Source organism: Salinibacterium sp. 10G20-15 (genome assembly GCF_057365065.1).
Genome location: NZ_CP195118.1, coordinates 1,449,289 through 1,464,194, shown reverse-complemented (window position 1 = coordinate 1,464,194; position 14,906 = coordinate 1,449,289). Strand labels below are relative to the sequence as shown.

At 61.8% G+C, this 14,906-nt stretch carries 13 protein-coding genes, 3 tRNA genes and 1 pseudogene; 8 read left to right on the top strand and 9 right to left on the bottom strand.

What is annotated here, in order from left to right; genetic code table 11:
• Positions 1 to 2: 2 nt before the first annotated feature.
• On the bottom strand, positions 3 to 554 hold the full coding sequence (gene hpt / locus ACR3YK_RS06970) for a hypoxanthine phosphoribosyltransferase (RefSeq protein WP_486174206.1): 552 nt from the start codon (positions 552 to 554) through the stop codon (positions 3 to 5).
• A complete protein-coding gene (gene tilS, locus ACR3YK_RS06965) occupies positions 544 to 1,632 on the bottom strand; it encodes a tRNA lysidine(34) synthetase TilS (RefSeq protein ID WP_486174205.1) in 1,089 nt (362 codons plus the stop codon). Before tilS ends, hpt begins: the two co-directional genes overlap by 11 nt.
• Before the next feature lie 48 nt (positions 1,633 to 1,680).
• On the opposite strand from tilS, the gene ACR3YK_RS06960 reads away from it, so the two are divergent.
• The gene (locus ACR3YK_RS06960) at positions 1,681 to 2,172 is read left to right on the top strand and encodes an inorganic diphosphatase (RefSeq protein WP_100388079.1); all 492 of its coding nucleotides are present in this window, start codon (positions 1,681 to 1,683) and stop codon (positions 2,170 to 2,172) included.
• Between the two features lie 144 nt (positions 2,173 to 2,316).
• Here the strand turns inward: ACR3YK_RS06960 and ACR3YK_RS06955 are convergent, their stop codons facing one another.
• Both ACR3YK_RS06955 and ACR3YK_RS06950 read right to left on the bottom strand, forming a co-directional pair.
• Complete coding sequence (locus tag ACR3YK_RS06955) at positions 2,317 to 3,660, bottom strand: peptidoglycan DD-metalloendopeptidase family protein (RefSeq protein ID WP_486174204.1); 1,344 nt, start codon at positions 3,658 to 3,660, stop codon at positions 2,317 to 2,319.
• A gap of 273 nt (positions 3,661 to 3,933) precedes the next feature.
• Entirely contained in the window at positions 3,934 to 5,166 is a 1,233-nt protein-coding gene (locus tag ACR3YK_RS06950; RefSeq protein WP_486174203.1) for a peptidoglycan DD-metalloendopeptidase family protein, read from the bottom strand.
• 230 nt (positions 5,167 to 5,396) lie between these two features.
• Between ACR3YK_RS06950 and ACR3YK_RS06945 the strand changes: the two genes are divergently transcribed.
• From ACR3YK_RS06945 to ACR3YK_RS06935, 3 genes are all read left to right on the top strand, one after another.
• A tRNA-Glu gene (locus ACR3YK_RS06945) sits at positions 5,397 to 5,472 on the top strand.
• A gap of 24 nt (positions 5,473 to 5,496) precedes the next feature.
• A tRNA-Asp gene (locus ACR3YK_RS06940) sits at positions 5,497 to 5,570 on the top strand.
• 79 nt (positions 5,571 to 5,649) lie between these two features.
• A tRNA-Phe gene (locus tag ACR3YK_RS06935) sits at positions 5,650 to 5,722 on the top strand.
• 362 nt (positions 5,723 to 6,084) lie between these two features.
• Here ACR3YK_RS06935 and ACR3YK_RS06930 read toward each other — a convergent pair.
• Positions 6,085 to 6,548 (bottom strand): annotated as a pseudogene (locus ACR3YK_RS06930) (neutral zinc metallopeptidase); the annotation flags it as partial.
• Between the two features lie 27 nt (positions 6,549 to 6,575).
• Here ACR3YK_RS06930 and ACR3YK_RS06925 point away from each other — a divergent pair.
• From ACR3YK_RS06925 to ACR3YK_RS06915, 3 genes are all read left to right on the top strand, one after another.
• On the top strand, positions 6,576 to 7,604 hold the full coding sequence (locus ACR3YK_RS06925) for a formylglycine-generating enzyme family protein (RefSeq protein WP_486174202.1): 1,029 nt from the start codon (positions 6,576 to 6,578) through the stop codon (positions 7,602 to 7,604).
• Between the two features lie 43 nt (positions 7,605 to 7,647).
• Positions 7,648 to 7,782, top strand: a complete 135-nt coding sequence (locus ACR3YK_RS06920) for a hypothetical protein (RefSeq protein WP_486174201.1) — start codon at positions 7,648 to 7,650, stop codon at positions 7,780 to 7,782.
• 154 nt (positions 7,783 to 7,936) lie between these two features.
• Positions 7,937 to 8,731, top strand: coding sequence for a tryptophan-rich sensory protein (locus ACR3YK_RS06915; protein WP_486174200.1), 795 nt, complete (start codon positions 7,937 to 7,939; stop codon positions 8,729 to 8,731).
• 125 nt (positions 8,732 to 8,856) lie between these two features.
• Here the strand turns inward: ACR3YK_RS06915 and ACR3YK_RS06910 are convergent, their stop codons facing one another.
• A complete protein-coding gene (locus ACR3YK_RS06910) occupies positions 8,857 to 10,971 on the bottom strand; it encodes an acyl-CoA dehydrogenase family protein (RefSeq protein WP_486176385.1) in 2,115 nt (704 codons plus the stop codon).
• Positions 10,972 to 11,169: 198 nt separating this feature from the next.
• On the opposite strand from ACR3YK_RS06910, the gene trxA reads away from it, so the two are divergent.
• Complete coding sequence (gene trxA, locus ACR3YK_RS06905; protein ID WP_100388069.1) at positions 11,170 to 11,571, top strand: thioredoxin; 402 nt, start codon at positions 11,170 to 11,172, stop codon at positions 11,569 to 11,571.
• Between the two features lie 80 nt (positions 11,572 to 11,651).
• Here the strand turns inward: trxA and ACR3YK_RS06900 are convergent, their stop codons facing one another.
• The 3 genes from ACR3YK_RS06900 to ACR3YK_RS06890 form a co-directional block, all read right to left on the bottom strand.
• Complete coding sequence (locus tag ACR3YK_RS06900) at positions 11,652 to 12,695, bottom strand: ABC transporter substrate-binding protein (RefSeq protein WP_486174199.1); 1,044 nt, start codon at positions 12,693 to 12,695, stop codon at positions 11,652 to 11,654.
• 305 nt (positions 12,696 to 13,000) lie between these two features.
• Positions 13,001 to 14,011: an iron-siderophore ABC transporter substrate-binding protein gene (locus tag ACR3YK_RS06895; protein WP_486174198.1), complete on the bottom strand. Its 1,011-nt coding sequence runs from the start codon at positions 14,009 to 14,011 to the stop codon at positions 13,001 to 13,003.
• A 109-nt stretch (positions 14,012 to 14,120) separates the two neighbouring features.
• Complete coding sequence (locus tag ACR3YK_RS06890) at positions 14,121 to 14,906, bottom strand: ABC transporter ATP-binding protein (protein ID WP_486176384.1); 786 nt, start codon at positions 14,904 to 14,906, stop codon at positions 14,121 to 14,123.

Genomic DNA, 14,906 nt, shown 5'->3' with positions numbered 1-14,906 from the left:
CCCTACGCGTAAACGTGGGGTGCGAGCACTGCGACGCCGCGCAGGTTGCGGTACTTCTCGGCGTAGTCGAGGCCATAGCCCACGACGAAAGCGTTGGGGATGTCGAAGCCGATGTACTTGACATCCACTTCGACCTTGGCGGCATCCGGCTTACGCAGCAGGGTGCAAATCTCGACCGAGGCAGCACCACGGCTGCGCAGGTTGCCAAGCAGCCACGAGAGCGTGAGGCCGGAGTCGATGATGTCTTCGACGATGAGCACCTTGCGGCCCTCAAGGTCGCTGTCGAGGTCTTTGAGGATGCGAACGACACCCGAGGACTGCGTGCCGGCGCCATACGAGGAGACGGCCATCCAGTCCATCTCGAGCGGCAGGCTGAGTTCGCGAGCCAGGTCGGCCATCACCATGACGGCTCCGCGCAGCACACCAACCAGCAGCAGCTTCTCGCCGGCGTAGTCTGCCTCGATCTGACGCGCCATCACGGCGATCTTCTCGTGAATCTCTTCCTGGGTCAGAAGGACCTCGCTGAGGTCTCCTTCGACATCGCTAAACTGCATCGCGTTCCTCACTGTGAGCCGAAAAGTGGAGTAGGTTCTCTCGTCGTTCAACCCTAACGCCGGGAACGTCGATCGGTCCCTGCCCCCTCCAGTCGGTGACGAGCCGCGCGATCTGAAGAGTGTGGGTGCGACTGAGCGACACGTGAAATTCGCTTGCCACCGCCAACCTAATTAAACGCTGGCGAAGAGCGGCGGGATTAGCGGCGAGCGCGCGCACCGGCAACGAGATTCCGGCCTCCGAAATCTCGGCCAAATCTTCGGCCATTTCTTCGGCAAAATGATCGAGAGCGTCGGCATCTTCGCGCGCTTGGTCTGCGGTTCGCACTAATGCGTCGCGGATGCCGGGCCCCAGTTCGCTTTCCAGCAGCGGCAATACGGTCTGCCGCACCCGCACTCGCGTGTACGAGGTGTCGAGGTTGTGCGGGTCATTCCACGCCACGATTCCGGAGTCTTCGCAGCACTGAACGGTCGTGGTTCGCGCGATGGCGAGCAGCGGCCGCACGTACTGGCCGGTATCGACAGCCATCCCCTTGAGGCTGCCAGCCCCGCTGCCGCGGGCGAGGCCGAGCAACACGGTTTCGGCCTGATCGTCGAGGGTGTGTCCAAGCAGCACCCGGATGGCGCCGTGCTCGGCGGCGGCAGCGGCGAGCGCCGCGTAGCGCGCGTCACGGGCGGCAGACTCGGGGCCTCCGGCGTCACCAACGAGAACCGAGCGGATGTCTACGGGGTCGAGCCCCAAGTCGCGTGCTTGCTGCGCGGCGGCGGCTGCGACATCCGCTGACCCGTCTTGAAGGTTGTGATTGACGATCACGGCACCGGCTCGCAGGCCCGCCTTGGAGGCTTCGAAGGCCGTCGCGGCCGCCAGCGCGAGCGAGTCAGGGCCGCCACTGAGGGCAACGAGAACGAGCGGTGCAGCCTCCGCGGGCTCCGCCGCCTCAGCCGCCGAATCGCCTGCCCGGCCGCCTTCTGCGCTTGTCGCTGAACCTGCCGACGCAGGCAGCGCGCTCAGAGCGGTGCGCACTGCACGCCGAACATCAGCGATTGCGGGCGTAAGACGGGGGCGCCGTTCGGAGTGCATCCAGTAACGTTATTGCAGCAACCCCACATTTTTCTTAGGAGCAGCTACATGGCCGCATACGACGTTGTCGTTGAGATTCCGCGCGGAAGCCGGAACAAGTACGAAGTTGACCACGAAACCGGTCGCGTATTTCTCGACCGTTTTCTCTTCACCACCTTCGCCTACCCCACCGACTACGGCTTCTTCGAGAACACTCTGGGCCTCGACGGTGACCCCGTTGACGCGCTGATTCTGCTCGACGCCCCCACCTTCCCCGGTGTTGGCATCTCGGTTCGCCCGGTTGCCGTGCTCAACATGAGCGACGATGGCGGCATCGACTCCAAGGTCATTTGCGTTCAGGCCAAGGACCCGCGCTGGTCGCACATTCAGGACTTGAATGACGTTCCTGAGTTCACGCGCAAGGAAATCGAGCACTTCTTCGAGCACTACAAAGACCTCGAGCCCGGCAAGTGGGTCAAGATCGACGGTTGGGGCGACGCTGCTGAAGCGGAAGCAATCGTTCAGGCTGGCTTCGAGAAGCTCAAGGCCGAAGGCCACTAGGCAGTTCTCAGCGCTCACCGCGCTCCACGATCAATGGCGGATGCTTCGGCATCCGCCATTGGCGTTTAAGGGTCTAGCGATCGGGTGCTTCTTGTCAGCGCCCCGCTACGGTTCGACGGGTGTGCGGTGCCGACGAGAGCAGCTCTAGCCGAGGCTGACGCCCTTGCCCGACATGAATGACACGGGGTTTGTGGTGTCCCAGCCGTTGGGGCGAACCTCGAAGTGCAAGTGGCAACCGGTGGAGTTTCCGGTGGTTCCGACCTCGGCGATTTTTGCTCCGACGGACACTCTCTGGCCGTACGACACCTTGATGCCGCCGGGCGCGATGTGACCGTAGGCTGTGCGAACGCCGCCAGCGTGCTCGAGGATGATGTAGTTTCCGTAGCCGCCATTCCAGCCGTAACCCGCGTAGACAACCTTCCCGCTGGCCGCCGCGTAGATGTTGGAGTAGCAGCCCGCACCGATATCAGTGCCCTTGTGGAAGCTGGAACCATAGTTCGAGCTGTAGCCGTACACCGACGTGATGTAGCCGTAGGCGGGCTTCGTCCAGCCGTTGGAGCTTGACGAACCTGAACCGCCACTGGAGCCACCGTTGGAGCCACCGTTTTGGGCAGCAGCCTCGGCAGCCGCTTTCTCCGCTGCAGCTTTCTCCGCAGCCGCCTTTGCAGCAGCAGCTTTCTCCGCGGCAATCCGCTCTGCTTCACGCTTCTTGACTCCGGCCTGATAGTCGGCTTCCGTCACTTGGCGCTCGGCGGTGAGAGCGGCAAGCTGGGCCTCAAACTCGACCTTGCGTTCCTGCTGTGCCGCTACGGCTGCTTCCGCGGCAGCCGCCGCTGCTTGAGCCTCCTCGAACGCTTTCTCGGCGGCGATCTTCAACACTTCCAGCTCCGCGCGAGCCACCTCGGCGGCGTCGGACAGCGACTGAGCCGTATTACGAGCTTGGACAGCGCGATCGAAGAGGGCCGATGTCTGCTGAGAAATCTTGGATGACATTCCCAAGTTGTAGAGCAGGGCATCCGCGTCTTGAGAGTTAGCGAGAAGGTTCGTTGTGACGTCTCCGCCGCCAACCCGTACGAGACGTGCCGCGAGTTCACCGATTCGCTTCTCGGCGTCGTCGGCTTCGGCGCTAGCGGTATCCGCCTGCTCCTGCAGAGCCTCTGTCTGCGCTGACTTAGCCTGGTATTTTGTGTCGGCTTCTTGCCACAGATTGCCCTTTTCTTCGGCATCTTTCTGAGCGGCAGCGGCTTGCGCTTCCATCTCTACCAGCGCGGCTCTAATTCGGTCGACGACCTTCTGTGTTGCCGCTTCGTTGTTTCGCGCTTCAGTGACTTCGCTCCACGTGGGGTAGTCGTCGGCAAAAGCAGCCTCGCTGGTTCCCGCGACAACGCTGACACCCAGAACAAGACTGAGCACCGAAACGAAACCAAGCACTCGAAAATATGGTGAGCGAAGCGCGCGCTTTGCTGCGGTCCCCCGACTCGCATGCATGACGTTCAATTGTTCCCCTAAACATTATTGAGCGCAGACTAATGGCCATTAGTCACACGAATAACATTGACCACAATAACAACATGCCGCCCAAAAGTCTCAACCTTTTGTTGAATGCAGGGTTCAAGGCGATAAAACCGCACGATGGCTCGGGGGGGGGGGGGGGGGGGGAAGCGCGCGACGACACCCTGGAATTTCGGCAGCGAGAGCGGGTGCGTTCCCGCGGATCAGCAGCCGGAGTGCACTTCGAAGCCGGACCCGTTGGGGCCTGCTTTAGCCGAGTCGAATACCTTGACTCGCCATGTACGGAACCGGGTCGGTAGTGTCCCAACCATGAGGGCGCACCTCGAAATGCAGGTGGCATCCCGTCGAGTTACCGGTGGTACCGACACTGGCGATACGCGTTCCTACCGCGACGCTCTGGCCCGTGGAAACCTTGATTCCGCCATCGACGATGTGACCATAGGCGGTGCGTACTCCGCCGGCATGTTCAAGGATGATGTAGTTTCCGTAGCCGCCGTTCCAGCCGTAACCCGCATAGACCACGGTGCCGCTCGACGCCGCGTAGATACCCGCACCACACCCCGCACCAATATCGGTTCCCTTGTGGAATTTGGAACCGTAGTTCGAGCTATAGCCATACACCGAGGTGATGTAGCCACCGGCTGGGCGCGCCCAGCCACTCAAGCTGATCTCACCCGCATCCAAATTGGGAACTTGCGCTGCAGCCTCTGCCGCTGCTCGGGCGGCTTCACGTTTGCGCACGCCCTCCAAGTAACTCTCTTCGGTAGCCTTGCGCGCAGAAGTCAGGGCGGCGAGCTGAGCGTCAAACTCAATCTTGCGCTCTTGCTGTTCAGCCAGCGCCTCTTCTGCAGCCTGAGCCGCGGCCTGCGCCTCTGCAAACGCCTCCTCAGCCGCGATCTTGAGGATTTCCAGCTCAGCACGAGCCACCTCAGCGGCATCGGTCAGCGACTGTGCCGTATTGCGCGCTTGAACAGCACGCTCGAACAAAGCGGATGTCTGCTGCGAAATCTTCGACGACATACCGAGGTTGTAGAGCAGAGTGTCAGCGTCCTGCGAATTGGCGATCAAGCTTGTGGTCACGTCGCCACCGCCGGCACGCACGAGCCGCGACGCAAGCTCACCGATGCGTGTCTCGGCTTCGTCAGCTTCGGCGCTTGCGGCATCCGCTTGCTCTTGCAAGGTCTCAGTCTGGGTTGCTTTGGCCTGGTACTTAGTATCGGCCTCTTGCCAAATGTTGCCCTTTTCTTCGGCCTTCTTTTGGGCGGCTTCGGCATCAGCTTCCAGCTGAACGAGCGCGGTCTTGATGCGCTCGACAATCTTTTTGGTGGCAGCTTCGTCGTTGCGAGCTTCGGTGACATCACTCCACGTGGGGTAGTCGTCGGCAAATGCCGCCTGGCTCGATCCGGCGACGACGCTCACGCCAATGACGAGGCTCAGAGCTGCGGCGAAGCCAATCGCCCGAAAAACGACAGATCGGCGCATTCGAATTGCCGTCGTTCCACCACTCGAATGCATAACCTTCATTTCTCCCCCCGCGCAAAAGTCTCAACCACTTAATGAACGTAGTATCAAGCGTCTCAAAAGTCAGGTACATTTAAGCCTGTTGGAAAAAGCGCTTCAAGAAATATCAGGCAGTTTGCTTCTCAGTTTGGTAAATCGCGAAACGCACCGTATGCTTTTCCCTCGGTAGCTAAGAAGTTCTGTGACTTCGAGGCCCCATCGTTTAGTGGCCTAGGACACCGCCCTTTCACGGCGGCAGCACGGGTTCGAATCCCGTTGGGGTCACCAGACACACACAGAATTTAATAGCTTGGCCCTGTAGCGCAGTTGGTTAGCGCGCCGCCCTGTCACGGCGGAGGTCGCCGGTTCAAGTCCGGTCAGGGTCGCAAAACAGAAAGCCTCTTCGCAAGGAGGGGCTTTTTCTGTAGCAAAGGGAAACCTTTGCGAGTAAGAGGAAACTCTTACGGCTCTGTAGCTCAGTTGGTAGAGCGCACGACTGAAAATCGTGAGGTCACGGGATCGACGCCCGTCGGAGCCACGTGACCCTTTCCCGGGCTTCTACCGGGCGAGGGTCATTTTTTTGCCCTCGAGCCTTCCACGCGCCGCTCACGCTGTGATCCACGTAATCCGCGCCCTGCTCAGACTTCGGTCGCTCTTTCCTTTTGCGGGGCTCGCTTGTGCGGTCGGCCTCTTTCTTTCCTGTCTTTCGTTGTGGCTATCCCGCCACGTTCCCATTGACCACTACGGAAATTCAGGAAATCCAGAAACGCTCCACCAACAAGTTCGGGTTTCTTCAGAGAGCTTCAGGCGTACATGCGCAAATCTCCTGAATTTTCGAAGGCAGGGGCGAACGGAGCGACAGGGGGCAGAACCTGCACGGCGCAGCGCCCTCGATGGGCCCCCGCCCTCCAGCCCGGTCGTGAACCACAGCTGACGCTTATCGCTTGAGCCGTGCGTGCACGTCTCGGGGTCACTTGACCCTGCGTTGACTCCTGGATGCGATCGTCGCCGACCGCAGAGGCCGCGCTGAGAGCATCCGCGATCTGGGCATGGGCCCCCGGATCGAGAAAGGTAACACCGTCATCGGTAGTGATGGTGGATGCCGCGCCCACCCAGGCACCAGCAAAGCAGTCGGCCTGCAATTCGAGACGAACCGAATCAGACGACGGCCCTGACGTTTGACGGTCAAGCCCCTCCATGATGCCGGTGGAGTTCTGAATGTGATGAGCCCACTCGTGAGCAATCACGTACATTTCGGCGAGGGGACCGCCGGTGGAACCGAAGCGAGTGCGCAGGTCGTCATAGAACGCAGTGTCAACGTAAATCGTCTCGTCTGGCGGGCAATAGAAAGGGCCGCTCGCGGTGCCGCCCTCCGCAAATAGACTGGGGTGATGGATGACGCCCCACGATCGAGCTGCGGAGACGCCTGCACCTGCACCCCGCAACGCAGCGCGGCGGCACCTCTCGGCATGCCGCTCACCGCGGCACCTGCAACACCGGCCGCATCCGAAGCATCGGCATCCGCTGCTGATTCGCTAGCGCCAAGCGCAGGCCGTCACACCATCGCGCAAGCGCACCTTCCCGCTGGAACGTTCGTGATGGGCGACTCGTCGGGCGATCGCAATGCTGCCGACGGCGAACTGCCGCAGCATCCGGTTTCCCTGGCCGCTTTCTCCATCGACGTCACGAGCGTGACGAACGACGACTTCGCCCGGTTCGTGGATGCCACGGGCTACCTCACCGAGGCAGAAACGTTCGGGAATTCGGCCGTGTTCCATCTCGCTGTCGCCGCTCCCGAGGAGGACATTGTGGGTCGTGCCGCGGGAGCTCCGTGGTGGCTCGGGGTGAACGGCGCCGATTGGAAGCACCCAGGCGGTCGTGACTCTTCGATTGACGGGCTGGGCGATCATCCGGTCGTTCACATCAGCTTCAACGACGCGCAAGCCTATTGCGCGTGGGCTGGCCGGCGGCTACCCACCGAAGCCGAGTGGGAGTACGCCTCGCGCGGCGGCCTCGACCAGGCCAAGTACCCGTGGGGCAACGAAGAGATGGATGCCGGCGGCTGGCGCACCAACATCTTCCAGGGTGATTTTCCCCGCACCAACACCCTCGACGACGGCTATCTCACCACCGCGCCCGTGCGAAGCTTCGAGCCCAACGGCTACGGACTCTTCCAAACAGTGGGCAATGTGTGGGAGTGGTGCTCTGACTGGTACGACGCCAACTACTACGCGACGCTTTCGTCCGACTCCCCTACTGCGAACCCCGGCGGCCCGCTCGACGGAACCGTTCGCGTGCTGCGCGGCGGCAGCTACCTGTGCCACATCTCGTACTGCAACCGGTACCGCAACTCGGCTCGCTCGCAGAACACACCAGACTCTTCGATGGGCAACGCCGGCTTCCGCACCGTTTCGCTCTAGTTCACACGCCCCATATCTCCACCCACTCCGGTAACCTTGAGGCATGAACTTCATCTCCCTCGTCACCGTTCTAGGCAAGGCTGTACTCGTTGTCGTGGGGTCGATTGTGATCCTCACGGGCGTGATTCTGCTGGTGAACCTCGCGGTGCCGAGTCTTCTTGGTGGTTTCACGCACTAGGGCAGCCGCAGTACCGTGTAGTCGAGCTCGTCGGTCACGAGCCTCGCTTCACCGTGCTTGCTCTCCCCCTTTGAGCGACACCTACATTTCAGCGATTCTTAGGCTAATTCCACTCAGGGAGTTCTAGGCTGGCACTCAACCGAAGGAGAACGTCATGCGCGAATCCAGAGATGTAGTCCGGCAGATCACGGTTGCGGCGAGCGCGACCTTCGCCCTCATCGGAGCTTTCGTCGGCTCCGGAGCGTATGGGGGAACCCCCGTTCAAGAAGTCGCCGGCGGAGCACTAAGCGCTGATGCCACAGTGATCGCCCCCGCCGGTTCCGCTTTCACCATCTGGAGCGTCATCTACTTCGGGCTCGTGGCGTACGCGGTCTGGCAGATGCTCCCCAAACAGACCACCACCGAACTGCACCGCCGCGTCGGTTACTGGGTGGCTGCGTCGCTTGTGCTCAATGCTGCGTGGATTCTTTCCATCCAGTTCGACATGCTCGCCCTCAGCGTGCCCGTGATCATCCTTCTGCTAGTCGTGCTCATTCGGGCCTACCTAATCACCGTGAAACTGCCGGCAGCAGGCGCGGTGGATGCGATCATCACCGACGGCACTATCGGCCTCTACCTCGGCTGGGTGTGCGTTGCCACCGCCGCAAACATCGCAGCGTGGTTGAACGCCATCGGCTTCGACGGCTTCGGGATTTCGCAAGATGTGTGGGGCGTTGCCGTGGTCATTATCGCGGGATCCGTCGGCATCGCTCTCGCTGCTCGCGGCCGCGCCCACTTTGCCCCCTCGCTCTCCCTGAGCTGGGGCCTCGCCTGGGTCGCCGTGGCCCGCTTCTCTGGTGATCTCATCTCGCAACCCACCGCGGTAACGGCAGTGGTGGCTGTCGCAGCGGTGCTCACAAGCGCGGCCGTGTTTACGGCAGCACGGCTGCGAGCCGAACGCACAGCGTAGAGAACGGCATCCAGAGGCCACCACGATTGCTACCCCCAGCAGTCGGTCGCCCGCTCTCGAGCACGGATCATCGCGAAAGGCTGGCGCCCCGCACCACGCGGAGTACCAGCCTTTCGTTCGACGTGTTAGCGGCGCTTCTTCTGTTTGAGGTCTTTCTCGTGCACAGGCTCTTGGCCTGAGGCGCGGCGCTCGGCATAGTAGTCGCGAGCCTCGTTCTGGCGCTTCGCTTCGATTCCCGAAGCAATCGGTGCGCGCACCAACTCGTCGGTCAGACCGAACGCGGCCACGAGATCCAGCGCCTGCGGACGCAAGCGCGGCAACAGACGGTCATCGATGTAGTCGGTGATGGCCTGCGCGCGGTTCGTGGAAATGCGACCGTGCATGAGGTACCACGCGAGGTTCTTTTCGATCAGGGTGAAGCCGAAGAGGTCGCGCAGCCAGGTCATGACCTGCGCCGTGTCTTTATCGTCAATCTTCTCGAGGGCGCGAGTGAACGCCTCCCACTGCAGAAGCTCGCCATGCGCCTGGGCCGTCAGGATGAGCTGATTCTGATGACTGTTGAAGAGCGCGGCGGCCTCCGCCTGCGGAAGCTTGCTGGCCGGACGCAACTTGCTGGCGACATCCGCCACCATCGTCTCGACGCGATCAGTGAGCAACTGACGCTGGGAATCAGTGTCGCGCACGTAACCGATCGAGCGGGCAGTGGAACCGAAATCCACCACGTTCTGGGCGAAGCGGCGAAGACCCGTGCGGTTGACGGCAGCCTCGTTGACCTGGTCAGCAACGTAGTGAGCCATGGCGCCAGCATCCGCCCCCGCAAACTTGCGCGAGTAGTCGGTGAGCAGTCGCTTGGCGACGAGCTGGAGCAGCACGTTGTTGTCGCCCTCGAAGGTGGCGTAGATATCGAGGTCGGCGCGCATCTGCGTGAGGCGGTTCTCCGCCATGAAGCCGGAACCACCGCACGCCTCGCGAGCCTCTTGCAGGGTGTCGAGCGCGGCCCACGTGCTGAGCGGCTTGAGCGCAGCGGCGATCGTTTCGAGGTCTTGACGGTCAGCATCGGTGTCGGTGCGGCCCGAGAAAACGCCATCGAACTTCTCGAGGAACTCCTCGTGCGCGAACGACATCGCATAGGTCTGAGCCAAGCGCGGCAGCAGTCGACGTTGGTGACGCTGGTAGTCCAGAATCACTTCTTCGTTGGTGTTGCTGGATGCCGTGAACTGGCGGCGTTCCGAGCCGTACTTGATGGCGATGTTCAAGGCCAACTTGCTCGCGAGCACCGCGGCGCCATCGAGCGAAACGCGGCCCTGAACGAGCGTGCCGAGCATCGTGAAGAAGCGACGACCGGGGCTGTCGATGTCGGAGGTGTAGTCACCGTTCTCGTCGACGTTGCCGTAGCGGTTGAGAAGGTTGGTGCGCGGAACGCGAACGTGGTCAAAGTGGAGGCGTCCGTTGTCGATACCGTTCAGACCGCCCTTGAGGCCATCGTCTTCGGTCGAGATTCCAGGGAGCGGGCCGTTGTCGTCGCGCAGCGGAACGTAGAACGCGTGAACGCCGTGGTTGACGTCTTTAGTGATGAGCTGAGCGAAGACCGTTGCTGCCTTACCGTGGAGCGCTGCGTTGCCGAGGTATTCCTTCCACGCGGCGCGGAACGGAGTGTTGATGACGAACTCATCGGTGTCGGCGTCGTACGTCGCGGTTGTGGCGATGCTCGCGACATCCGAACCGTGACCGATCTCGGTCATCGCGAAGGCGCCCGGAGTCTTGAGGCTCATGATGTCGGGCAGCCACTTGTCGTGGTGCTCTTTCGTGCCGAGGTGCACGACGGCAGAACCAAAGAGGCCCCACTGCACGCCCGACTTGATCTGCAGTGACGGGTCAGCGAGGACGGTCTCTTCGAACGCTGCGATATTTCCACCGTGGTTGTCGTCGCCGCCGAGCTCAATCGGGAACGCGCGGTGAACAGCTTTGTTCTCCACGAGAAGCGAGAGCTGGTGCAGCACGCGCTCGCGGTGGTCTTCCATAGAGAGACCGTCGACGCGGTGGAACTCGGGGTTCGACATCAGGGTGCGCGACTCTTTGCGCTCTTTCGCCCACTTGCCCAGCAGGTATTCGCCCAACCATTCAACGTTGATGGCGGGGGCGGCGTCTGCCGTTGCGGCGGGGGAAGTTGCGGCGTCGGGGGCTGCGGTGGATGACTGCGGCGCCTCGTCGGTCGCCGTGTGGTCGTGAACCTGGGTCATGGCTATCTCGATTCGTGAAAGTTCGGTGATTGTCACGTTACGAGCGTTGCGCGTGGCCGCAAAGTGTCTCGTTCACGGTCAACCAAGTGGACGCCAGACCCACCGCATCCCTTTGTGTATAAACGCAAAACAGCCGCCATGGCGTTGTGGGAATCATTATTCAGTTGCCGTTGTTGGGCTCCGTGAAAGGATGTAACTATGTCGACAATCACTCTCACCTCAGAAGACTTTGGCCAGGCGGTCACTAAAGACGGAATCACGCTTGTAGATTTCTGGGCTGAATGGTGTGGTCCCTGTAAGCAGTTCGGGCCCATCTTTGAAGCCGCAAGCGAAGCCCACCCGGACATCACGTTCGGCAAGGTAGACACCGAAGACCAGCAGGAACTCGCGGGCGCTGCCGGAATCACCTCGATTCCAACGCTCATGGTTTTCCGTGAAGGCGTACTCGTCTTCTCGCAGCCTGGCGCTCTTCCCGCACCTGCTCTTGAGCAGGTCATCGAAGGCGCTAAGAACCTCGACATGGTCGAGGTTCACAAGCAGGTTGCCGCCCAGCAGGCTGCCGCTGAAGCGGGCGAAGCTCCCACCGAGCACTCGCACTAGCCGGTAGCGCTACCGCAGACCACGAGGGCCCCGTCGACATCATGTCGGCGGGGCCCTTTCTGTGCACGAACTACGGCCGCCTACGGAGCACCAATCGACGCAGCCAGGTCTGCCACGAAAGTATCAACTGCCCACGGCACGGAGAGCGCAGTGGGCGAGAACATACCCAGAGTCGGCTCATCAAGGAAGCCCGGATAGTGAATGAACCCGTCAGCCCCCGTAACACTCGCTTCAACGAACGTTACCCAATAGGGCGCACCGACCGGGTCTCCGATATAAATCAGCACATCGGCGTCAAGCTGTTCGACATCGTCGGCCCACAAGTAGTATTCCTTGCCGTTGTACGATTCTGAGTTGTAGGCGACAGTTGAGTCATCGGCATAAGTGAAACCGAGTTGCTCGAGGAGAGCCGCGACCGCAGTGTTGGACTTACTGTAGGCAACAGAGCCTCCTTGCGGCGAGATGACCGCGATGGTCTTTCCTGCGAACTCAGGATGCGCCGCAGCGTGCGCCGCCAACGAATCGTCGATAGACGCTAGGTGAGCCTCAGCCTCAGGTACGTGACCAACAATCTGCCCCATCTGGAGCAGGGTTTCGCGCCACGAGTCCGAAGAGCTGAACTCTGGAGAATCGAGGGCTGACAGCGCTGGGCGGATAGTGGGCGCTACGTCAGAGAGAGCCTCATAAAAGGCAAGCCATGACGTCGGATCCATGTCGAACGGATGAAACGGCAGCGCCGTGACGATAGCGTCTGGCGAGACTGCTTCCACATCGGCGAGAGTGTCACCGTCGAGAGGATCGATGGTCGGCACCGCGCCGACACCGAGCGAGCTGATCGCGTCCTCCTGCCAAGGACCAAGCGATCCGCCGCCGGAGGCGACCGGCGCAATCCCCAGCGCTAGGAGCGAATCCGTCTGCTCAGCGCCGAAGGTGAAGATGCGTTCCGGCGCTACTTCGAGCGTGGTCTCCCCACCCGAGTGCACGACTGTTGTGGGAAATGGGGGTGCCGCTGTCTCAGTGGGAGCGGGCCCTCCCGCTGGCGCAGCCGTAGATTCGGGAACTGCGGGTGGGCTGCAGGCACCGAGCACGACGAGCGCTGTTACCCCCACCGCAGCGATGGACACTGTTCTTCTCAACACTGTAGACATCTGCATCCCCTGACCAAAAGTGAGCGACTTCTCACTTCACGGTAACGAGCGAGGCGCCTGGCTGCCCTTGTGGTCCCAAAGGTTGGCCTGATCGTTATCCAGGGGTGGTCGAATTGCCTAGCTAGCGAGAAGTTGGCGGCACTAGCGAGGTTGCGCACGTGAGGGTGCTCAACCCAACGCCTCCGAAAGCGCACGTGGTGAGGCACCGCGAGCAACGCACACAGCGGCCACCGACGTTGACATCGGTGGCCGCTGTGTGCGGGATTGAGCGGGGGCGTGCGTTAGTTCAGAGCGCCGGCAATCGCATCCACGAAGCCGTCGATTCCCCAGGGCAGCGAGAGCGCCGTCGGGGGCGATACCGAGGCGACGAGCGCTGCGCCATTGACGGCAACGAGGCCGCCGTTGGCGACAGCCGGGATGCTCTGGGCGTACGGCTGCGCGGCGAAAACATCGCCGACTTCTTCAGTCTCGGCGTAAGCGATCAGCAGGTCGCTATCGAGCTCGTCGAGCTTCTCGTAGCTGAGCGTGTAGAAGAAGGTGGAGTCACCATTCGAGAGAGCGTCAACGGCGGGCGCGTTCTCGAGACCGAGGTCGAGCAAGAACTCCACGCGGGGGTCGGCGGGCTTGTAGACGTAGAAAGTTCCGCCCACATCGAAGGTGGCCGCAACGGTCTTGCCTTCGAACTCAGGATGCTCGGCCGCCTTCTCAGCGACGAGAGCGTCGATGCCTGCCAGAACTTCATCCGCTGCAGCTGACTGGCCGAGGGCGGTACCGGTGATGCTGATGACATCGCGCCACGGAGTGGACCACGGCAGTTCGGGGTACGCAACAACGGGCGCGATCTCGCTGAGCAGGTCGTACTGCTCCTCGGTGATTCCCGAGTAGGTTGCGAGGATCAGGTCGGGAGCGGCTTCCGCGATCTGCTCGTAGGCGGGAGCATCCGTAGTGGCGGGGAAGATGAGCGGGGTCTCTGCGCCCAGCTCGGTGAGAGCATCCGCTGCCCAAGGAAGAACGCCGTTCTCGTCACCACCGTAGTTTTGAGCTTCCATGCCGACAGGCACGACGCCGAGGGCCAGAACGGCGTCGCCGCTACCCCATCCCAGAGTGAGAACGCGCTGCGGTTCGCTCTCGATTACGGTCTCGCCGAAAGCGTGCTCGATCGTGACGGGGAACGCATCGGAGGCTGCGGGCGCGTCCGTTTCACCTTCGGGCGTTGAGGCGGCGCAACCGCTCAACGCAATAAGAGCGGCGGTTGCAGCAGTGAGTGCGGCAAGGCGGGGTCGGCGTGACATTGATCTCCTCGATCGGACGGTAGGTGCAGAGTAAGGATAGGCTTGCCTAACCAGTTTATGCAAGCGGTGCTGGCAGGCGATGTTGGCATGCGGTGCCGACGAGTGGCACTTACGAGCGCCGGCCCAGCGGAATCACCATGGGTGAACCAGACACCGGGTCGTCGATGATGCGGGCTTCGAGCCCGAAGGCTTCGAGCATCCGTTCGGCAGTAACCACCTCAGCTGGTGTGCCCTGCGCGATGATGCGGCCCTCGCACATAAGGATCATGTGGTCGGCGTAGCGCGCAGCCAAGCTGAGCTCGTGCAACACCATGACAATCGTCGTGCCGCGTTCGCGATTGAGGTCGGCGAGCACATCGAGGGCGTCGAGCTGATGACGCACATCCAAGAACGTGGTGGGCTCGTCGAGCAGCAGAATGTCGGGATCCTGGCTCAGAGCCATCGCGATCCACACCCGCTGGCGCTGGCCTCCCGAAAGCTCTTCGATGCGTCGCGCGGCCAACTGGGCAGTGTCGGTCGCTTCGAGCGCGCGCTCGACAGCTGCCTCATCCACTGCTGACCACTGCTGAAACCAACCCTGATGCGGGTAGCGCCCGCGAGCCACGAGATCGCGGACCGTGATCCCCTCCGGCGCAATCGGCGACTGCGGCAAGATACCCACCACTTGCGCGATCTCCTTCGATGGCACCGAATGGATGTCGCGGCCATCAAGCGTCACGTGGCCCGATGCCGGTCGCAGCAACCGCGACAGTCCGCGCAGCAGTGTCGACTTGCCACAGGCATTGGCGCCCACAATCACGGTGACCTTGCCGTCGGGAATCTCGACACTCAAGTTCGACACAATGTCGCGGCCACCGTAGTTGAGCGTGACCTTCTCGGCACACAGCGCGTGGAT